13 protein-coding genes are annotated in these 19753 nt (G+C 34.1%); 7 read left to right on the top strand and 6 right to left on the bottom strand.

Annotated features, from left to right (window positions below; translation table 11 throughout):
- Nucleotides 1-7: 7 nt before the first annotated feature.
- From OZP09_RS08360 to OZP09_RS08350, 3 genes are all read right to left on the bottom strand, one after another.
- A complete protein-coding gene (locus OZP09_RS08360) occupies nt 8-1723 on the bottom strand; it encodes a PspC domain-containing protein (RefSeq protein WP_281310599.1) in 1716 nt (571 codons plus the stop codon).
- A 3-nt stretch (nt 1724-1726) separates the two neighbouring features.
- Complete coding sequence (locus tag OZP09_RS08355; protein WP_017498072.1) at nt 1727-2059, bottom strand: PadR family transcriptional regulator; 333 nt, start codon at nt 2057-2059, stop codon at nt 1727-1729.
- A gap of 199 nt (nt 2060-2258) precedes the next feature.
- The gene (locus tag OZP09_RS08350) at nt 2259-2714 is read right to left on the bottom strand and encodes a DUF4870 domain-containing protein (RefSeq protein ID WP_269237380.1); all 456 of its coding nucleotides are present in this window, start codon (nt 2712-2714) and stop codon (nt 2259-2261) included.
- Nucleotides 2715-2967: 253 nt separating this feature from the next.
- Here OZP09_RS08350 and OZP09_RS08345 point away from each other — a divergent pair, with 253 nt between their 5' ends.
- Complete coding sequence (locus OZP09_RS08345) at nt 2968-3420, top strand: DUF4442 domain-containing protein (protein WP_269237379.1); 453 nt, start codon at nt 2968-2970, stop codon at nt 3418-3420.
- A gap of 67 nt (nt 3421-3487) precedes the next feature.
- Here the strand turns inward: OZP09_RS08345 and OZP09_RS08340 are convergent, their stop codons facing one another.
- The 3 genes from OZP09_RS08340 to OZP09_RS08330 all read right to left on the bottom strand — a co-directional run bounded on the left by OZP09_RS08340 (nt 3488) and on the right by OZP09_RS08330 (nt 5081).
- Nucleotides 3488-3637, bottom strand: coding sequence for a hypothetical protein (locus tag OZP09_RS08340; protein ID WP_223679732.1), 150 nt, complete (start codon nt 3635-3637; stop codon nt 3488-3490).
- Between the two features lie 86 nt (nt 3638-3723).
- Entirely contained in the window at nt 3724-4437 is a 714-nt protein-coding gene (locus tag OZP09_RS08335; RefSeq protein ID WP_281310598.1) for a heavy-metal-associated domain-containing protein, read from the bottom strand.
- Nucleotides 4438-4520: 83 nt separating this feature from the next.
- Complete coding sequence (locus OZP09_RS08330; protein ID WP_281310597.1) at nt 4521-5081, bottom strand: helix-turn-helix domain-containing protein; 561 nt, start codon at nt 5079-5081, stop codon at nt 4521-4523.
- Nucleotides 5082-5264: 183 nt separating this feature from the next.
- On the opposite strand from OZP09_RS08330, the gene OZP09_RS08325 reads away from it, so the two are divergent.
- The 6 genes from OZP09_RS08325 (at nt 5265) to OZP09_RS08300 (ending at nt 19736) form a co-directional block, all read left to right on the top strand.
- A complete protein-coding gene (locus OZP09_RS08325) occupies nt 5265-6443 on the top strand; it encodes an MFS transporter (RefSeq protein ID WP_281310596.1) in 1179 nt (392 codons plus the stop codon).
- A 471-nt stretch (nt 6444-6914) separates the two neighbouring features.
- A complete protein-coding gene (locus tag OZP09_RS08320) occupies nt 6915-10169 on the top strand; it encodes a SusC/RagA family TonB-linked outer membrane protein (protein WP_269237376.1) in 3255 nt (1084 codons plus the stop codon).
- Between the two features lie 17 nt (nt 10170-10186).
- Complete coding sequence (locus OZP09_RS08315; RefSeq protein WP_281310595.1) at nt 10187-12004, top strand: RagB/SusD family nutrient uptake outer membrane protein; 1818 nt, start codon at nt 10187-10189, stop codon at nt 12002-12004.
- 38 nt (nt 12005-12042) lie between these two features.
- Nucleotides 12043-13623 (top strand): DUF5123 domain-containing protein, encoded by a 1581-nt coding sequence (locus OZP09_RS08310; RefSeq protein WP_269237373.1) that lies wholly within the window; start codon nt 12043-12045, stop codon nt 13621-13623.
- Between the two features lie 105 nt (nt 13624-13728).
- The gene (locus OZP09_RS08305; RefSeq protein ID WP_269237372.1) at nt 13729-15183 is read left to right on the top strand and encodes a right-handed parallel beta-helix repeat-containing protein; all 1455 of its coding nucleotides are present in this window, start codon (nt 13729-13731) and stop codon (nt 15181-15183) included.
- Between the two features lie 53 nt (nt 15184-15236).
- The gene (locus OZP09_RS08300; RefSeq protein WP_281310594.1) at nt 15237-19736 is read left to right on the top strand and encodes a pectinesterase family protein; all 4500 of its coding nucleotides are present in this window, start codon (nt 15237-15239) and stop codon (nt 19734-19736) included.
- Nucleotides 19737-19753: the final 17 nt, after the last annotated feature.

The following is a 19753-nucleotide window of genomic DNA, read 5'->3' as shown; positions in this document are numbered from 1 at the left end:
GGTTTTCTTAGTTAATTTTGATAATAACTCCGTTTTTATCAGTGGTTAATTTCCCTTTGCCTTTTTTTGCATTTAAAACTTCTTCCCCGTTAATTTTAATCGAAACTTCTTTTACAGTATCATTTGCTATAGTATCTTCTTCAAAATCATTGTCTTCATCCTCATCAGCTGGACAGTTCAGACATTTTATTTTAGAACCTTCTACTTTATAGTTATAGTTACCGCTAAAGTGTAAATTGAAAAAATCATTTTCAGAGTCATCATAATCCTGTATAGAAGAATCTGGCTTAAATAACTGTCCTTCTGGCAAATATAAAAAAACATCTACTTCCTGACCTCTGAATTTATTTTTTACGTCTGTAAGAAAATAATTATCCAAAATTAAGTAATTTCCTTTAATATCAATATTATAATTGATTTTTTCTGCTCTTTTTTTAGCACTTGTAAACGAGTTTCCTCTGGCGCTTTTTTCTATTTGTAAATAAGGCGCAGCCTGGTCGGTATGCAATACGTGTAAACGAACATCATTTGAGTAAATTAAAGCATTATTGGCAGAATCCTGTACAAACTCAAACTCTTTATGATGATCTAAGTCTTTGGCATAGTAATCATTATATCTAAACTTTACATATAGTGTGTCATTAGGAGTAATGTTGATTGCTTTTTTCTCTACTGTTTTATTATCGTATGATATTTCAGTAGCCTGTTTGATTCCGATACTGATTGCAATGGCAACAGCAATAATCCAAATCGCTAACAGAGTATATTTTGCAATATTTCCGATAGTTTTTGTATTTGGGGACAACAATTTGAAACCCAAAAGCGTCAAAAAGAAAAACGGAATTCCAACGGCAAAGAACATTAATAAACCGAATGACCAGATTGGATAATCAGTAAAATTTCCGGCTTCAATAAAGTTTTCCCAAGGGAAATCAAGAAAAACATTTGTCCCTAAAGTGAAGACTCCAATTAGTAATAGTATTAAGACAGTAACTCCGGACATAATAAGAATGACCCCTAAAAATTTTGCGAAGATTTTAAAAACCGTCATAACAAAGTCTCCAAATGAACTACTTATTCTCTCAGCTCCAGACTTTACCTGATTTCCCATTTTGTCATAATCTGCATTTTTAAATTTATCAGACAATGAGTCAATCTCTTCACGAACTTTCTTTTCGATGTTAGAAATTGTTACCGGTTCTCCTGTCATTTCCAGTTTTTCTGAAGTTGTAACCGCCTCAGGAGTTACAACCCATAATACGAAATAAGCTAAAATTCCGGTTCCGAAACCTGCAAAAACAAATATTAAGAACACGATTTTAATCCATACAGCATCAACTCCAAAATAGTGTCCTAAACCTGTAGCAACACCGCCAATCATACCTTTTTCTTTATCACGGTATAATTTTTTGTGTTTTCTGTTGTCATAATTAAAAGAATGATTAGTACTTCCTTCGTCTTCAAGTCTGTAATCTTCAGGCTGTCCCATTACCGCAATCACCTCGTCAACATCTTTTAAGCCAACAACATGTTTTTCGCTCTTCTGTTTTTCTGTTAAAAGTTCAGAAACACGCATTTCAATGTCCTTAATAATTTCATCTTGTCCGGATGAGTTGTTCAATGATCTTTTTATAGCGTCAAAATAGCGTGTCAATTTTAAATATGCATCTTCATCGATGTGAAAAAACATACCGCCTAAGTTAATATTTACTGTTTTGTTCATGACTTATTGATTTTGATTGGTGATTAGTTTTACGGCATCTGATAATTCTGTCCAGGTTCCGCTTAATTCATTTAAAAATGTTTGCCCTATTTCGGTTAAACCATAATATTTTCTTGGTGGCCCTGAGGTCGATTCTTCCCAGCGATAATTCAGTAAACCGTCGTTTTTTAGTCTGGTTAGTAAAGGATAAACAGTTCCCTCAACAACTAATAATTTTGCGTTTTTTAAAGTGTCTAATATTTCAGATGTATATGCGTCTTTTTCTTTTAATACAGATAAGATGCAAAACTCAAGAACACCTTTGCGCATCTGTGCTTTTGTGTTTTCAATGTTCATAATTTCATTTCATTTTTTTTTGATTGAACAATTCGTTTTTTGATTGATGATGATTTGGTTGATTGATGATTGATTTTTTTCAGGAGATGTTTCCTGCCATCCGCTGTATCTTTTTCTGGCTAAAGGAGCCAGCAAAAGGATGTCGCTTCTGTCAGGGCTAGGGCTCTTGGGTTATCTATAACTTTTAATGGTTAGCAGATTACTTTATAAAAGGAATTGTTAGCGGATATTTGTATAATTCTCCGTTCGAAGCTTTTATCGAAGCATAAATCACTAAAAAGAATTCAACAAACTTCAAAACCCCAAAAAGTAAAACGGCTGTTGCACCAACACTTAAAAGACCAATATTTCCTTCAAAATTAAAATTTCTAATAACAAAATCTTCATCGTTAATAATCGCTTCGATTGGAAGATTTTGTAAAACCACAGTTATAAAAATCGGGATTGCAATAAGTGCTAAAACCAAAGTGTACAGCAATAAGCTTAACTGAAAATTCAAAGCCTGTTTTCCGTGGTGGTCTGTAAATTCAGATTTATCTTTATAGCTCGTCCAGATGATAAGCGGAAAAATATAATTCCCAAACGGAATAATGTACTGACTTAAAGTACTCAAATGAGTAAATGCTGCTGTGTTCTTTTCTGGTGTTTTTTCCATGATGAGTGGTGTTGATGTTTCCATGATTAAAAGTATATAGTAATTTCTTATGCAAATATATATCTAAAAGACAGTATCTTGTTTTGCATAGTACCATATATTAACAAAATTTTAACAAAAGCATGTTTTGGGTTTTAAGTTTTTATTGATTTAAATTTGTTTTAAGTACTGATTTTGTTGGGTTTATGTCGAATTTTAAGTAATTTATTGTGCATGCATAGTTTTTTCGTATTTTTACATGAAAAAACATCTCATGGCAGTTTCAGTTTCTAAGTTCAATAAATTTGTGTTGTTCAAATTACCTTCGGCTTACTTTTGCGGGGTACGTGTTAAAGCTATTGATCAAAACAGCTGTACGGTAACAGTAAAACACAGATGGATCAATCAAAATCCTTTTAACTCTATGTATTTTGCAGTTCAGGCAATGGCAGCAGAATTAACAACCGGTGCTTTGGTAATCTCACAAATTCAGGAAAGCGGAAGGAAAATTTCAATGCTGGTTGCCAACAATAAAGGAAACTTCACCAAAAAAGCCACTGGCAGAATTACATTTGTTTGCAATGACGGTCATTTAATTGCAGATGCTATCAGGAAAACAATCAAAACCGGAGAAGGGCAGACGTTCTGGATGAAATCCATAGGGACAAATGAAGAAGGTGTTCAGGTTTCTGAAATGGATTTTGAGTGGAGCGTTCGTTTGAAATGATTTTATAAATAAGCCTAAATACAAAAAAGACCTTAATTAGGTCTTTTTTGTTGAAATACAATTTCTATTATTTTTTTACACAACAGGATTTTTTTTCTGTTGCAGTCTTTTTGCAGCAAGATTCTTTTTTTGCTTTTTCTTTTGCTGGTTTGGTTTCCTGTGCCTGAAGACTAATTGTAAACAAGGCGATCGCTAATACGGTAAATAGTTTTTTCATTTTTTTATAGTTTAATTATTGTTGCTGATCGGTATTCGGTCAAATATAATAAGATTTAGTTGGATGATTCTCAAGATTTAGTTAAATTATAGCAGCGAAATAAGCATTGCCAAACTCATTACTATCATCAAACCATCTTCTATAATCGTTACAGTACTCATAGGTAAATTAAAAACAGCTCCCAAACAGGCACACTGAATACTTTTTTTATTCAAAACCGATTGTAAAACACCAATAATACTAACACTCATAACAATAAATGTAATTGTATTTGTAAATATCGGACTAAAGTTCACCAGATAAGCAATTCCTAATCCAAGTTCTAAAAAAGCATAAACATATCCCCAGACCGGAATTCTTTTTGCCAAAACATCATACATCTTATAACTTTCTGCAAAGCCTTTTAGGTTAAGCAATTTAAAAAATGAGAAGACAATAAAGAACCCTGCCATAAAGTGCTGCATAGCCTGCATTATATCAAAATCATGAAATGTAAACTGTATCAAAACTGTAACCAGACTAATATAAAAGAAAATCAATAAAATGGGTTTGTATGTTTCAAGCCAGGTCCTTGTATCTTCAGCAATTTCATAATGATTAATTTCTGAAATTTGATATTTACTATCTAGAGCATTTTGCAGATTAGTTAATGGAATATGTTTTGTCATGGATACAGTTGCGGTATCTTTATCTTTTGAAACAATAGCATTTGTAACGTTATCTTCGGCTTCTAATGCTTTTTTAACCTTTTCCTCACAGCTGCTGCAAGTCATTCCGGTAATTTGATAAGTATGTGTCATAATATTTGGCTTAGGATTAAAAAACAAACTTCCGAACAAAAACACACTTATAATTGTAAAATTTTGGAAATGATTTGCAAAATTTACAAATTCTCGATCTGAATACGTTTCCTGTCTTTCAGCTGTTTAAAATAGGTAGGGGTAAAGCCGGTCACTTTCTTAAACTGATTGCTTAAATGCGCCACATTACTATAATTTAAAATATCAGCTATTTCACTTAAAGAAAGTTCATTGTAGATAATCAGCTCTTTTACCTTTTCTATTTTTTGACTGATGAAATATTTCTCAATTGTGGTGTTTTCAACTTCAGAGAAAAGATTACTCAGTGCATTATAATCCTGATTAAGATTTTCTGAAAGATAATCCGATAAGTTTGTTTTTAGTTCGCTGTTTTTATGGTGGACAAGATCAATAATTAGTGTTTTGATTTTCTCGATTGTTTTACTTTTTTTATCATCAATTAAATCAAAGCCTAACGTGCGTAAATGATTTAAAAGCTCTTTTTTTTGATTTTCGGTAATCGTATTCTGAAGTTCAACTTCACCAAGTTCAACTGAAACAGTCTGAAGTCCGAGTTTTTCAAATTCCGCTTTTACAACCATTTTACATCTGCCGCAAACCATGTTTTTGATATATAATTTCATGTTTCTCGTTTGAATAAGATTGAAGTTTTTTATAATCTGTTGTTAAGAAAGTCATTTAAACTGATTTTAATTTACACATATCTTGAATATACAGTTTTATATCACAAATTTACAATTTGTTTTACGTTATATGGTGGTAATTTTGCGAGGAAAAATCTTTTCGTGATCACATAATATATCAAAATGAAAAAAAGTCTTATTGCGCTCTCTTTAGGAGGTTTAACTATTGGAATTACAGAATTTGTAATGATGGGATTACTTCCTGACATTGCTTCAGATATGAGGGTTTCAATTCCGGTTGCCGGGTACTTAATTTCGGCTTACGCACTTGGAGTTGTTATTGGTGCGCCTTTATTAGTCATCTTAGGGCGCAATTTTCCTTCCAAAAAAATGCTTTTAATTTTAGCTTTAATGTTAACACTTTTTAATGCGCTTTCAATTATTGCGCCCAATTATAATTTTTTATTTGCTTCCAGATTTCTTTCCGGATTACCACATGGTGCTTTTTTCGGGGTTGGGGCGGTAGTCGCGAGCCGTTTGGCAGATAAAGGGAAAGAAGCTCAGGCTATTTCGATTATGTTTGCAGGACTAACACTCGCTAATTTAATTGGTGTGCCAATTGGTACTTATATAGGTCATCATTTTATATGGCGATATACCTTTGTATTAATTGCCATAACGGGATTGCTGACTTTTTTGTTTATTTCTCTGTGGATGCCTGCTTTAGAAAAAAATGGAGATGTGAATATGAAGACTCAATTGAAGTTTTTTAAAAAAACAGAAGCATGGTTAATTATTGGAATCACAGCAATTGGTTTTGGAGGCCTGTTTGCATGGATAAGTTATATTGCTCCTTTATTAATTAATATTTCCGGGTTTTTACCCGAAGATGTGTCTTATATATTGATTTTAGCAGGCTTAGGAATGGTTATTGGAAATTTTGCAGGAGGTAAATTAGCTGATAAATATTCGCCGGCACCAACCGTGATGGCTTTGTTGTGTCTAATGGTCGCTGATTTACTTATGGTTTACTTTTTCTCTTACAATCAATATCTGTCATTAATTTTTACGTTTTTAACGGGCGCCATTTCTTTTTCTGTGATAGCGCCAATTCAGATGTTAATGATTAGGACCGCAAAAGATGCTGAAATGATAGCTTCAGCAGCACTTCAGGCAAGTTTTAACATTGGGAATGCTTTAGGGGCTTTTTTAGGTGGTCTGCCTTTAGAAGCTGGTTACAGTTATGCATCACCAAATCTTGTGGGTGTTTGCATGGCAATTACTGGAATGATTATAACTTTTGCTTTAATAAAAAGCATAAAAAAAGGATTAAATTTTAATGAAATTAATAAAGAAAATTAATCATTCGGTAAATATTAAATAATATTCAACAAGTTGTCAGAAAACTATTTATAATACTATTTTTAACTTAAATTGCTAAAAATTCACACAAATTGAAATCGATTGAATTTTTTTTAATAAATACTTCTAATAGAAAATAATAAAACTTTCTTTAAAGGTTTCTTCTGGAAAAAATTATGAATTTCATATTTTAAAATAGATAATTTTTCTATAAATAATTATTTTTAAGATTTTTTTAGGAAATATAATTTTTAATAGAAAAAAAATTTTTATGTTTGTGCAATCGATTACATGTTAATTTCTTTATAATAAAAAAATAATGAATTTCTTTATTTTCAATAGTTTTAGAAGGATTAAAAAAATAGTGTTATAAATAAATATGCTTCTAAATTTTTTGGTGATAAATGTGATTCATAAACGATGAATGAACTTAATAAACAATTAATATTAAACTTAACTAAACAGTAAACTATGAATTTTAAAAAGTTATTTAATAAAAGAGCGAATTGCTATCTGGCATTTGCTTTATTATTGTGTTTACTTACCACTAACAAGGCAAGTGCACAGGACTTAACAGTTGAAGGTGTTGTAAAAGATGCATCAGGTTTAACATTACCGGGTGTAAATGTATCAGAAAAAGGTGCAAAAAATGGAGTTTCAACAGATTTTGATGGTAAATACAAAATTAAATTATCGAATTCAAAGGCGGTTCTTGAATTTTCATTTATAGGCTTTACAACTCAGGCAGTTGCAGTGGCCGGTAAAAAAACGATTAATATTGTTTTAGCGGAAGAAGCAAATTCACTAAACGAAGTTGTTGTAGTCGGATATAGCTCTGTTAAGAAAACGGATTTAACTGGGGCTGTTGCTAGTATTTCAGGTAATGACTTGAAAAAAGTGCCGGTAGCAAACGTTGCAGAAGCTTTAACAGGTAGAATTGCTGGTGTACAGGTAGTATCATCAGAAGGCTCTCCTGATGCGGATATACAAATTAGAGTTCGTGGGGGAGGTTCTCTTACGCAGAGTAATCAGCCATTAATTATAGTTGACGGATTTCCTGTAAATAGTATGAATGATATTGCATCATCAAATATTGAATCGATGACGGTTTTAAAAGATGCTTCTTCTACTGCAATTTATGGTTCTCGTGGTGCAAATGGGGTAATTTTAATAACAACCAAAAGTGGTAAAGACGGAAAAATTGCTGTCAATTTCAATTCGTTTTATGGTTTGAAAACAATGGCTAATGAAATTGATGTTTTATCTCCGGATGATTATACTAAATGGCAATATGAATTTGCTTTGTTAGATCAAAGTGATAAAACGATTTTAACTAATCCTACTTCATATACAAAGTATTTTGGTAACTGGCAGGATCAGGATATGTACAAAAATTTAAAAGGGAATAACTGGCAAAAACAGATTTTTGGACGTAGAGGCGAGGTACAAAATTATGATTTAAGCGTTAGGGGAGGAAGTGATAAGATAAATTATAACTTTAATTATACTCGCTTTGATGAAAAAGCAATTATGATTGGTTCCAATTATAGAAGAAATAACTTGTCTTTAGCATTAAAAAGTAAAGTAAATGATAAGATAGATCTTTCTTTTACTATGCGTTATTCTGATACTGAGATTAATGGAGGGGGAGCTAATGAGCAAAATGAAAAATCTTCAACAGATTCTCGTTTGCGTACAATCGTTGGTTATTCTCCAATTTCTGTATCTGGGTTGACTTCGTCTACTGATGATACAAATGAAGGCGATGTATTGGTAAATCCATTTGCGGCTGTTTATGATAATGATCGTACACAGTTACGTAAAAACTTTAACATGTTAGGAAGTTTTGGATGGGAACTGATAGATAATTTAAAATTGAAAGTTGACCTAGGGTTGGATAATTTCAATAATCAGGATTATCGTTTCTATGGACTTAGTACTTATTATATAGATAATTCACCATTAGCTATATATCAGGGTATGCCGGCCTTAATTATGACCGATACTAAAGATAAACGTTTTAGAAATGCCAATACTTTGGCTTATGATTTCAAAAAAATATTAGGAGAGGATCATCACTTGACAGCTCTTTTAGGACAAGAGAGTATTACGTATACATCTAATGCAGTTACAAATACTATTCATGGTCTTCCGGTATTTTTTGATTTTAATAAGGCAAAAACTTTAACATCATTGGGAGTTCCTCAATCTGTAAATAATTACTATAGTCCAGATGATAAATTATTATCATTTTTTGGAAGTGTAAATTATGATTATAAAGGGCGTTATTTGTTAACTGGTACGTTTCGTGCAGATGGATCAAGTAAATTTATGCCACAAAACCGTTGGGGATATTTTCCAGCAGCAGCAGCGGCATGGAAAATCTCAGAAGAAAGTTTCCTAAAAGATGTTTCCTGGATGGATCTTCTTAAAGTCAGAGCAAGTTATGGTGAAGCAGGTAATAATAATATTCCTGTAGGTCAGCAAGTTCAAACGTATGAAAGTTCAGGTACTACTGGAGCAGCATGGATTAATGGTGTTACAAGTATAACTTCGACTTCAAAAATAATGGCGAATCCTGATTTGAAATGGGAAACTACTATTACGCAAAACCTTGGATTGGATTTTGGTTTTTTCAAAAACCGCTTAAATGGTAATGTAGATGTTTACAGAAATATCACAAGCGACTTGTTAATCAATTATTTAACTCCGGGTACCGGATATGATTCTCAGTACCGTAATATGGGAGAGACTCAGAATGAAGGTATTGAGGCGACTTTAAATGTTGTTGCTATCGAAAGAGCTAAATATGGATTGAGTTTTTCATTCAATATGGGAGTTAATAAAAACACTATTAACTCATTGGGCCAAATGGATAGTGGGTTTGTACAAAATTCAGGCTGGACTTCGCAAATAACAAGTGATTATTTGTTAGAGAAAGGTGGTTCATTAGGGGCTATGTATGGATATAAAAGTGATGGCAGATATGAAGTTTCGGACTTTGATTATATTGGAGGGAAATATGTCTTAAAAGCTGGAATAGCTAATGGTGGTAAGCTTGTTGGAACTGGTGACACTGTTAAGCCAGGGGATATGAAATTGAAAGATCTTACAGGGGATGGTCTTGTGACTGCAGAAGACCGAACAGTTATTGGCAATGTTAATCCTAAAAGTACTGGTGGTTTTGTTATCAATGGTAATGCTTATGGATTTGATTTAATGGCAGCTTTTAACTGGAGTATCGGTAATGAAGTATATAATGCTGATAAAATTGAATATAGTTCATCAGTACAGGGTTCAACAGGACAATATAAAAACTTAAGTACTGTTATGTCTGATGGTAACAGATGGACAAATTTAGATCCTGTTTCAGGTCAATTGGTAACTGATCCAGATGCTTTAACAGCTTTGAATGCTAATACAACAATGTGGTCACCTTATATGACTAGGGTTTTATTTACTGACTGGGCAGTTGAAGATGCATCATTTTTAAGATTGAATACATTAACATTAGGATACACAACTCCAGAATCTTTAATATCTAAAATTGGAGTTTCTAAATTGAGATTTTATTTGACTGCAAGTAATGTTTTTGTGTGGACAAAATACTCAGGCTCTGATCCGGAAGTTTCGACAAAAAGAAAAAACCCAATGACACCTGGTGTTGATTCTAGCCCTTATCCAAGAAGCAGACAAATGGTTTTTGGGCTGAATCTTAATTTCTAATTTTAAAATAGTACAAAATGAAATATAAAATAATAATAATAGCAGGATTGATTGTTTCGGGACTATTCAGTTCTTGTGACCAATTTGAAGATGATTATTTAGATGCAGAGGCGCCATCAACAACAGATGAAGCTTTGCTTTTTTCTAATGCAGGACTTGCTAAGGGAGCTATCGATGGAATAAAAGTTCCGTTTGGCGAAACTAATTCATACAGAGGACGTTTTTTACCATATTACGGATTAAACACAGATGTTGAGTGGCATAATACTTCTCAAACTGCTGGTGATAAAGCTGATTTGTGTGTTTATGATGCTAAATGGAATAATTCGGAGATGAATACAACTAATAATGCGTATGCAATGATGTTTCAGGGTATAGAACGTGCTAATATTTGTATCAGAGGTTTGCGTAAATACGGAAACCCTTTGCCTGGGACAGAACTTGGACAATTGTTAGGAGAGGCTTTAACCTTAAGAGCTATTTACTATGCCGATTTAGTAAAAACATGGGGGGATGTTCCTTACCGTTTTGAGCCTATTACTCCGGAAACTTTGTATTTAGCTAAAGTAAATAGAGATGAAATTTATAAACAATTAATTGCAGATTTGGGTGAGGCATCAACATTGGTGGCATGGCCTAATGAAACAGCTTATACAAGTACTGTAGAACACGTAAATAAAGCTTTTGTAAAGGCATTTAGAGCCCGTTTAGCAATGGCAGCCAGCGGTTATCAGCAATATCCGGGTAGTTTTGGTGGTGTTAGAAGAAGTACAGATCCGGATCTTTCAGTTGATAAAATGTATGCATTGGCATTAAAAGAATGTCGTGAGGTCATTGCAAATGGTTCAGCAAAATTGGAGACAACTTTTGAAGGATTATGGAGAAAATACAATGAGGAAGTAGTTACTGCTGGAGGAGAATCTCTTTGGGAAATTCCTTTTGCTGATGGTCGAGGTAGAATGTTGTTTACTTTTGCTGTTCGTCATACTTCTGCTAGTGACCAATTTCAGGCTAACGGACCAAATCGTGGAGGTGTTGCTGGTCCATTGCCTTTCGTATTTTATGATTATGATCAGGCTGATACTCGTAGAGATGTGACTTGTGTTCCTTATAAATATGGAGCAGCAGTAAATAATATTGCTAAACAAGAGTTGAATACTCTGGATACATGGTATTTTGGTAAATATCGTTATGAGTGGATGAAACGTAGGGTTATTTCTACCAATGATGACGGTGTTAATAAAATATACATGCGTTATGCTGAAGTACTTTTAATTGCTGCTGAAGCTGCCAACGAATTAGAGGGTCCTGCTGCCGCTGCAACATATTTGAAAGAAATCAGAAGAAGAGCTTTCCCTGCTGCTGCACAAGCTGTAAAAGTGGATGCTTATGTAAACGCTTTGACAGATAAAACAGCTATGTTTAATGCTATTGTTGAAGAAAATAAATATGAGTTTACCGGAGAAATGGAACGTAAACAAGCATTGATTCGTTGGAATCTGCTTAAGGTGAAATTGGATGAGGCAAAAGCTAAAATGACCGATTTAAAAGCGCGTACAGGACAATATGCGAATGTGCCGTCTACTTTGTACTATAAATATGCAGCTGACAATGTTTCACTAATTATATATGGTTTGAACCGTGGTGAAAATGCAAGTCCAGGAGCTGATTACACTTCTGCAACGTGGACTAAATTAGAAGATACTAAAATTGCTTCTCTTTATAAAGCAGGAGTTGATCCGGATCTTAGACAGTTTTGGCCAATTTGGCAAGTGTTTATCGAGACTAGTAATAATATGTTATGGAACGATTATGGATACGGAGGTAGTAATTAAAGCTAATTAGAAAAATAAAAATCATAAGATATATAATTATGAAAAGAAAATATATAATTAAAAGTCTGGTTGCCGCTTTATTAGTGGTAGGCCTTGCGGTAAGTTGTGATAGTTACAACGATGCTGTATTAGACGGAGTTGGAAATACAAGGGTATTTTCACCAGTAGGTGTAACTGCAAAAGTTAGAAACCAAACATCTGTTGAGTTGAATTGGACTGCAAATGCACAAGCCGATCATTATGTAATAGAATTTAGTGCAGATGATCCAAACTTTACAACTATTTTTAAAACAGTTGAAGTTACTTCTGCTCAATTACCAGTTACTGTAGCTTTAGAAGGTGAAACCCTTTATTCGATTAGGGTTAAAGCTGTTAGTGAAGGAAATTTGGAGGAATCTAAATGGACAGTTACTACTGCAAATACTTTATCAGAACAACTTTTCTTACCTGTTCAGGATACAGATATAGCTGCTAAAACTGCTATTTTAAGATGGGTAGCTAATAGTAATGTAACAAAAATTGTTCTTACTCCTGGAGATATTACTCATACTATTACTGCTGAAGAAAAAGTAGCTGGTATTGCAACAATCACAGGATTAAGTCCGGAGATAAATTATCAGGCGGATTTGTTTAATGGTACTAAGAAACGTGGAGCTATAACATTTACTACAGGTATTGATATTGGTGATGGTATTTTAGTTAGAAAAGGTGATGATTTATTAGTAGCTATTGCTAATGCAGATTCTGGTGCTAAATTATTTTTAGAGCCTGGCGAATACAAGTCGGTAGGGGCTGATGGAACAACCCCAAGTACTGATATTACATTAAATAAAAGTATCACCATTAGTGGTGTGCCAGGACTGCAGAAACCAGTTTTACATTATAAAATAACAGCGAATGCCGGGACAAATAATATCTCCCTTGTAAATTTAATTTTAGATGGTACAGGACTTGAAAATGCAAGTGTTGTAACAGTTGCTTCTTCTACTGCTTCTAATTTTGGTGATATATTAATTAGTGGATGTGAAATACATGATTTTACTCGTGCAATATTAAATGCTGGTAGTGCAGGTGGGTCTAAAATAGCTTCATTTACTGCTGAAAATTGTACCGTTACGAATGTAAGTACAAATAATGGTGTTGAGTTTATCAACGTTAGGACAGCCTATGTTGCAAGTGTTGTACTTAAAAACAGTACTTTTAATAACTGTTCTGTTACCAGAGATTTTATTCGTATGGATGCAGTTACTACTATTACGGGTTTGACATCAAATGTTTTAGTAGAATCATGTACTATTAATGCTCCGGGAATGACAGTTGCCAACAGATTTATGTACGTACGTTTTGCTAGTAATGTATGTACGGTTAAAAACACATTGTTTTCAAATACAGCAGCTATTTATTCCTCTAATCAAGTAGGTACAACATTGCCTGTTTTTAGTAATAATAATTATTTTAATTCACCAAATTTTAAAGATACGACTATTGCAAGTAATAAAGTAGATGCTTCAGGTACTACTCTTGATCCTGGCTTTGCTAATGTAGCAGCAGGAAATTTCACAATAAGCAATCAAACATTGATTGATAATAAAGTTGGAGATCCACGTTGGATTAAATAGTAAATCATTATGTAATTATAAAGAGACATGCTGAAATTTATATTGATGCATGTCTTTTTTAGTAAATGGAGGTTTTTTTAATGAGATTAATTTTAATAAATTAATATGAAAACAATTTTTAGGCTTCTGGTATTTTTCGCTTTGATTTCATGCCAAAAAGATGATGATACTAACGGAGTTTCGACTGTATTGGTACAGCAAATCGAAATACTGGGAACAGATATAACTTCGGCTACAAGTGGACAATTAACAGCAAAAATAACGCCGGATAATGCAACAGATAAAGCAGTAACATGGAAAGTTTCTGACCCAACAGTAGCAGATATTTCTTCCACAGGTTTAATTACGGCAAAGAAAAACGGGAGTATTACTGTAACAGCTACAGCAAAAGATAAAAGTGCTGTTGCTGCTGTCAAAGTAATTACTATTACCAGCTTTTCAACTATTCCTACAGCTGATTATGAGGTTTCAACAGTGACTGAATTAAACACAGCTCTTAGCAAGGTCAAGGCAGGTGAAACGATTGTTTTAAATGGAGGTACTTATGCAATGACTTCAAAAATTACGATAGCAACTTCCGGTACTTCAGATAAAATAATTACGCTTAAAGCGAAAGATGGAACAGCAAGGCCAAAATTCGATTTTTCGGCTATGTCTGAAAGTTCTTCTAATCAGGGAATTGTTTTAAATGCTAATTATTGGCACATTAAAGGAATTGATATTTACAATGCCGGAGATAATGGAATGCAGATTACAGGGAGTAATAATATAATTGAATTCATGACTTTCTCAGAATGTTCAGATTCAGGATTACAATTGGATAATGGTGCAGCAAACAATACAATACTAAATTGTGATTCTTATTTTAATGCCGATGCAACTCTTGAAAATGCCGATGGATTTGCATGTAAATTAAATGCAGGAACAGGTAATAAATTTATAGGATGTCGTGCATGGCAAAATCTGGACGATGGATGGGATGGTTATCTAAGAGGAACAGATAATATTTCTACAACTTACCAAAATTGCTGGGCGGTTAAAAATGGTTATCTAAAAGATGGAAGTAAAGGAGCCGGAGACGGAAACGGTTTCAAAACGGGAGGAAGTGATGATAAGTTATTAAAACATAACGCTACGTACACGAATTGTATAGCTGCAGGAAATGTCGCTGATGGCTTTGATCATAATAGCAACAGGGGAGAAGTGACCATTTACAACTGTTCTGCTTATGATAATGGCAGAAATTATTCTTTTAGCAATACAAACCCTTTAGCAAAACTGATTCTTAAAAACAGTAATGTTTTAGGTGCTTACGGAACTACACTTGCTACTGTTGCCGACATCACCAATAACAGCTGGCAAAACGGAATAACGGTTACGGCAGATGATTTTACAAGTATTGATTATGCTCAATTACTAGGAGCAAGAAAAGCAGATGGCAGTTTGCCGGATGTTACTTTCTTTCATCTAAAAGCAGATAGTGATATGATCAATAAAGGGATCAATGTTGGACTGCCTTTTAATGGAACTTTGCCTGATTTAGGGGCTTTTGAATTCTAAATATTAAATAAACTTTTTTTTTAAACTAAACCTTAACTATTAACTATTAAACTATGAAGAAAAACTATCTCTTTTTTCTGGTATTGATTCTGTTTGGTTCCGTTGTACGGGGTCAGATTACGAATGCAGTTACCTATGATTTTACCGACGGTACCATTATTGCTGCGAAGCAAAGTACCGATGGGAAACTGACTTTAGGAGGTGCCTATACCTGGCACAACAATAGCCCAAGTGGCTATGGATTGGATTTAAAATTGAGCCAGGAAATTAATATTTCTGTTACTGGAAGTTGTACTATTCGATTCTTGGGATCCAAATATTCCGGTCTAAAACTTACCGGTACTTCTTCTACCGGTGTAAATCTTGGAACGATGAACACTGAGGTAGTCAATGATAAAGTTGACACTTATGAGTTTGTTTACTCAGGGCTTGCCGCCGTTTTAAACTTTAAAGCTGTTGCGGGTACAGGAAATGATATTTATCTTCCTAAGATTGAAGTAATACCTGCCCAGCTCGGTAAAAACTTTACTTCGGCTGAAAAAAACATAGCGTATTTGTTTGATTTAAGAGACCAGAGTATTATTCCATCTGCTTATCCGGGAAATAATTACGAACTAGGATTGTTTAAAATCGAGGCTGGTTGTTGTAATGCTTATAGTTTAAACGGAGCCCAACACGGTATTGCGTTTAAAGCGGGAAACAAAATTACCCTTAAGGTTGCAGGAAATAGTTACATTAGAGTAGCGACTGATCAGTATTCAGGCGGTACTATAAAAGCTACAAGTGCAACTGGTGCTTTTGATATAACGACGGTTAATAATAATACTGGAACAACTTTTAGTAATGGGGCCCCAACTTATGTTAATATTTTATACGTAGGAACTGCTGGTACAGTTACACTTGAAAGTGTAGGGGCAACTAATTATTTGCCATACATTGAGGTTTCTCCAGTACCTTATCCTGTTTCATTAAGTTCTTATGTACAAAAAACAGGTACTATTGTTGTAAACGGAACGACTATTAATCTTAAATCTGGAATTGATGCTGCAACTAATGCTACTGTTGGTGTTAGTGCTGGTACTGTAATCAGTGCTACGAGTGATAAAGCATCAGTACGAATTAATTTGAATGGTAGCGCATTATCTACTTTTACACCAGCTGTAACAGGAGATATTGCTTCAGTAAGCGTTAGCGGCGATGTAATGACAGTTACTTATGCCAATAGCGCAACTGATCCAAAAACATATTCAATTACTATTAAAGACAATAGTATTGTTCCTGCACCGGAATTTGGAAAAACGTACACGTATAATTTTGCAAATGGTTCTGAAATGCCTCAGACAGCTTATACTTCTTTGCGTTACAATACTTTTGTTACCAATGACGGTATGGTTACCATAAAAAGTAATACGGCTACTGATGCTGTAAAATTTGGTTATCATGATGCTGCTCACGGAGGTGTTTTTTATGCAGGTAATTCATTTGATATAGCGGTAGCAGGCAATGCAACTATTACTGTAATAGCATGTATGTACGGATCTCCTGATGCCCTTTTAGAATTTAGAGATGCATCAAATAATCTCTTGGGAACTATCAGAGCACAAAATAATGGATTAACAGATGCTCAGCCATTTAATTTTTCTTACACAGGTCCTAAGGCAGTTATTACAGCAAAATTAATTAGCGCTGCAAACCCTACAGCAGAAATCTATATTCATGGAATGAGTGTTGAGAATGCTGCACAAGTTATTGCTTCAAATGGTAAAACGGATGTTTGGGATTTTGCTGCTACGCAACTTGATGGTACTTTGTACAATAATAAACTAAATCAGTTAGCTATTAATAGCTGGTATTTGTCTTCTGTTGTTGTTGGTAGTAATAATAATGTATTGCCATCTTTTTCAGCTGGAGTATTAAGCTGGGTTGGAGGGTCAAATGACAGGTTAAGAACGCTTAATACAAACCTTACCCGTTTCGATGAAGATGCTTCAGGGACAACAGATTATCAGGGAAGATTATATGTTAATGCAGCAGCAGCTGTAGGGAGATATTTAAGTCTGACTTTAAGTGCAGATGATGAGGTAACAGTTATTACCAAAACAGATGGTGATGGTGGAGGAGTTCTAAATTTTGAATATGTTGGTAACGCGACAGAACAAACAGATAAAGTAGCATTTACATCTGCTATAACAGAAATTAAATTTGTGGCTAAAAAATCAGGTACTTATCATATTTTTGACACAAAAGGTAAACCAAGTTATTATAGAATCTATAGAAAAGATGCTGATTATGTTAACTTAACCGGAACTATAGATGTAACTTTGGCTAACGGAATTCCTAACGGCTATAATGTCCAGTTTACAAATGCTGTTGGTAAAGTTTTCCCGGCAACCATTACTTCTGGTTCTTACACAGTAAAATTGCCTGCCGGATATACGTATGATATAAGTTTATCAGGTGCTAATGGATATGTGATTAATAATGGAAGTTCATTGCAGGTATTAAAGACTACTACCAGTCATAATGTAGTAATTGAAAAAGTACAATTATACACAGTTAGCGGTACTATTACAGGTTTAGGAACTAAAATTTCTAATTTAGTATTAAAATATACAGCTCCTGCAGCAGCTAATAAAATTTATGTGCCAGCACCGGTTATTAATACAGTTGATGGTTCTTATACAGTAAATTTAGAACCAAATACAGAATATACAATTTCAGGTCAAGGTGTAAATGATTATGAAGTACTGGCTAATAAAATTACAATTACCGGTAATACTAATGCGAATGTTGCATTTACATTAAAAGCGGCATATCCTATTACTATCAATACAACAGGTTTAAACGCTACCCAAATTAGTAACTTAAAGTTAACGTTCACTAACTTAAATGAAAGCGGGTATGTATATAACTTTAACTCTGTTTCGGGAATAACATTACGTAATGGAACTTATAGTATTTCATACAGCGGATTAGACAGCAGTGTAGCGATGGCTTTAACTTCTAATCTAAATGTGGCAAATGCAGCAACTTCTAAAACACTGGACTTCCTGTCTACAGCTTCACAAGGAAGTATATCTTATGCACCTGTTCTGGCTGTTGGTTCAGATAAGCCATACAAAACTATTAATGCGGCGCTTGCAGATGTTGCAAGAATGACACGTACAGCTACAGATCGTGTTACGGTTATGATTGATCCGGGTAATTACGAAGAGATGCTGGTAATTAATCAGGCAAATGTAACGTTTAAAAATGCAGCTTCTACTCCAAACATTAAGCTATTGAATAAAGGTGTTGATATTGATGCAGGAGCGGTAAGAATCACATCTTATTATGGTCATGGTTACAATTATTACAGTATGTCATCTGACCAGAAATGGCATGCAGATGTTTTAAAAGTGAACAAAGAAAACGGTTATTTATCGTATGAAAACAAAGGTTCAGGAACAACAAACGGATCTTACTGGAATGCTACTGTAGTTGTTACAGCGAATGGTTTCGAAGCGAATGACATTATCTTTGAGAACTCATTTAACCAATACATTTCTAAAAAAGAATCTGAAGACGTTGTCGTAATGTGGTCTTCAGGAAGTAAAGGTATAAGACCTACTGATATTGGAAATACGGCTGTTCAGAACAGAAGTTTTGTAGAAAGAGCAGCTGCTATTGCAATAGCTAATAATATTGATAAAGTAGTCCTGAATAAATGTAGGGTAGTAGGTCGCCAGGATTCTTTCTATGGAGGAACAGGAACAAGGCTTGTGGCTTACAAAGGGGTAATGATGGGAGCTGTTGATTATATTTTTGGAGGAATGACTGCAGTTTTCTATAAAACTGATTTAGCTATGAATACAAGCGATACTGCAGGAGATCAGGCTTACATAACAGCGCCGCAGCAAACTAGTGGCAGAGGGTACTTAATGTACGAGTGTAAAGTGACAACTGCTATCCCGGGTACAGAAACGGCTTCAGCGTATCGTTCAAAACCAGGTTATTTTGGTCGTCCATGGCAAGCTACAACAAGTGAGGTAGTTTTTTACAACACCACTATTGAAACGTCAAATTTCCCAGGAAATGAAAACCAGTCATTGATAGTACCTGCGGGATGGAATGATAGTTTAGGCGGTCAGTCAGCTAAAATGTACGAATATGGAACAATTGAAAATTCTGGTGTAAACAATGCATCAGGACGTGTAGCGTGGTCAACTAAACTGGCTGCAGCTTCATTAACAGACGGTACTGCTATTACAACTCTAAATTTCACAAAAGGAAGCGATGGCTGGGATCCCCTGCCACAATTAATTTCTAATGATAATTTAGGTGTAAAGGATAATACGCCAACTTCTGCTGTGAACGTTCTTGCTTATAAAAACCGTATTGCCATTTCAAACGTTAAGTCAGAAACTGCAGTAGCAATTTACACGATTACAGGAGCTAAAGTAAAAACATTCAAAACAGCTCAGGATATCGATTTTGAATTTCAAACCGGAGTTTGGATTGTTTTAATTAAAGCTGAAGATGGTCAAAAAGCTGTAAAAGTGATTACCAACTAATAGTAGTTTTAAATTTA

The sequence above is a fragment of the Flavobacterium flavigenum genome, from assembly GCF_027111255.2.
Taxonomy (GTDB): domain Bacteria; phylum Bacteroidota; class Bacteroidia; order Flavobacteriales; family Flavobacteriaceae; genus Flavobacterium; species Flavobacterium flavigenum.
The sequence above is the reverse complement of the archived record's forward strand: the minus strand, read 5'-3'. Positions and strand labels throughout refer to the sequence as shown.

Coding starts and splice junctions, on each gene's coding strand:
- OZP09_RS08330 (WP_281310597.1), bottom strand. CDS start 5,081: ATGAAATTATATATCAAAAACATGGTTTGCGGCAGATGTAAAATGGTT.
- OZP09_RS08300 (WP_281310594.1), top strand. CDS start 15,237: ATGAAGAAAAACTATCTCTTTTTTCTGGTATTGATTCTGTTTGGTTCC.
- OZP09_RS08350 (WP_269237380.1), bottom strand. CDS start 2,714: ATGGAAAAAACACCAGAAAAGAACACAGCAGCATTTACTCATTTGAGT.
- OZP09_RS08340 (WP_223679732.1), bottom strand. CDS start 3,637: ATGAAAAAACTATTTACCGTATTAGCGATCGCCTTGTTTACAATTAGT.
- OZP09_RS08320 (WP_269237376.1), top strand. CDS start 6,915: ATGAATTTTAAAAAGTTATTTAATAAAAGAGCGAATTGCTATCTGGCA.
- OZP09_RS08335 (WP_281310598.1), bottom strand. CDS start 4,437: ATGACACATACTTATCAAATTACCGGAATGACTTGCAGCAGCTGTGAG.
- OZP09_RS08310 (WP_269237373.1), top strand. CDS start 12,043: ATGAAAAGAAAATATATAATTAAAAGTCTGGTTGCCGCTTTATTAGTG.
- OZP09_RS08360 (WP_281310599.1), bottom strand. CDS start 1,723: ATGAACAAAACAGTAAATATTAACTTAGGCGGTATGTTTTTTCACATC.
- OZP09_RS08305 (WP_269237372.1), top strand. CDS start 13,729: ATGAAAACAATTTTTAGGCTTCTGGTATTTTTCGCTTTGATTTCATGC.
- OZP09_RS08345 (WP_269237379.1), top strand. CDS start 2,968: ATGGCAGTTTCAGTTTCTAAGTTCAATAAATTTGTGTTGTTCAAATTA.
- OZP09_RS08325 (WP_281310596.1), top strand. CDS start 5,265: ATGAAAAAAAGTCTTATTGCGCTCTCTTTAGGAGGTTTAACTATTGGA.
- OZP09_RS08355 (WP_017498072.1), bottom strand. CDS start 2,059: ATGAACATTGAAAACACAAAAGCACAGATGCGCAAAGGTGTTCTTGAG.
- OZP09_RS08315 (WP_281310595.1), top strand. CDS start 10,187: ATGAAATATAAAATAATAATAATAGCAGGATTGATTGTTTCGGGACTA.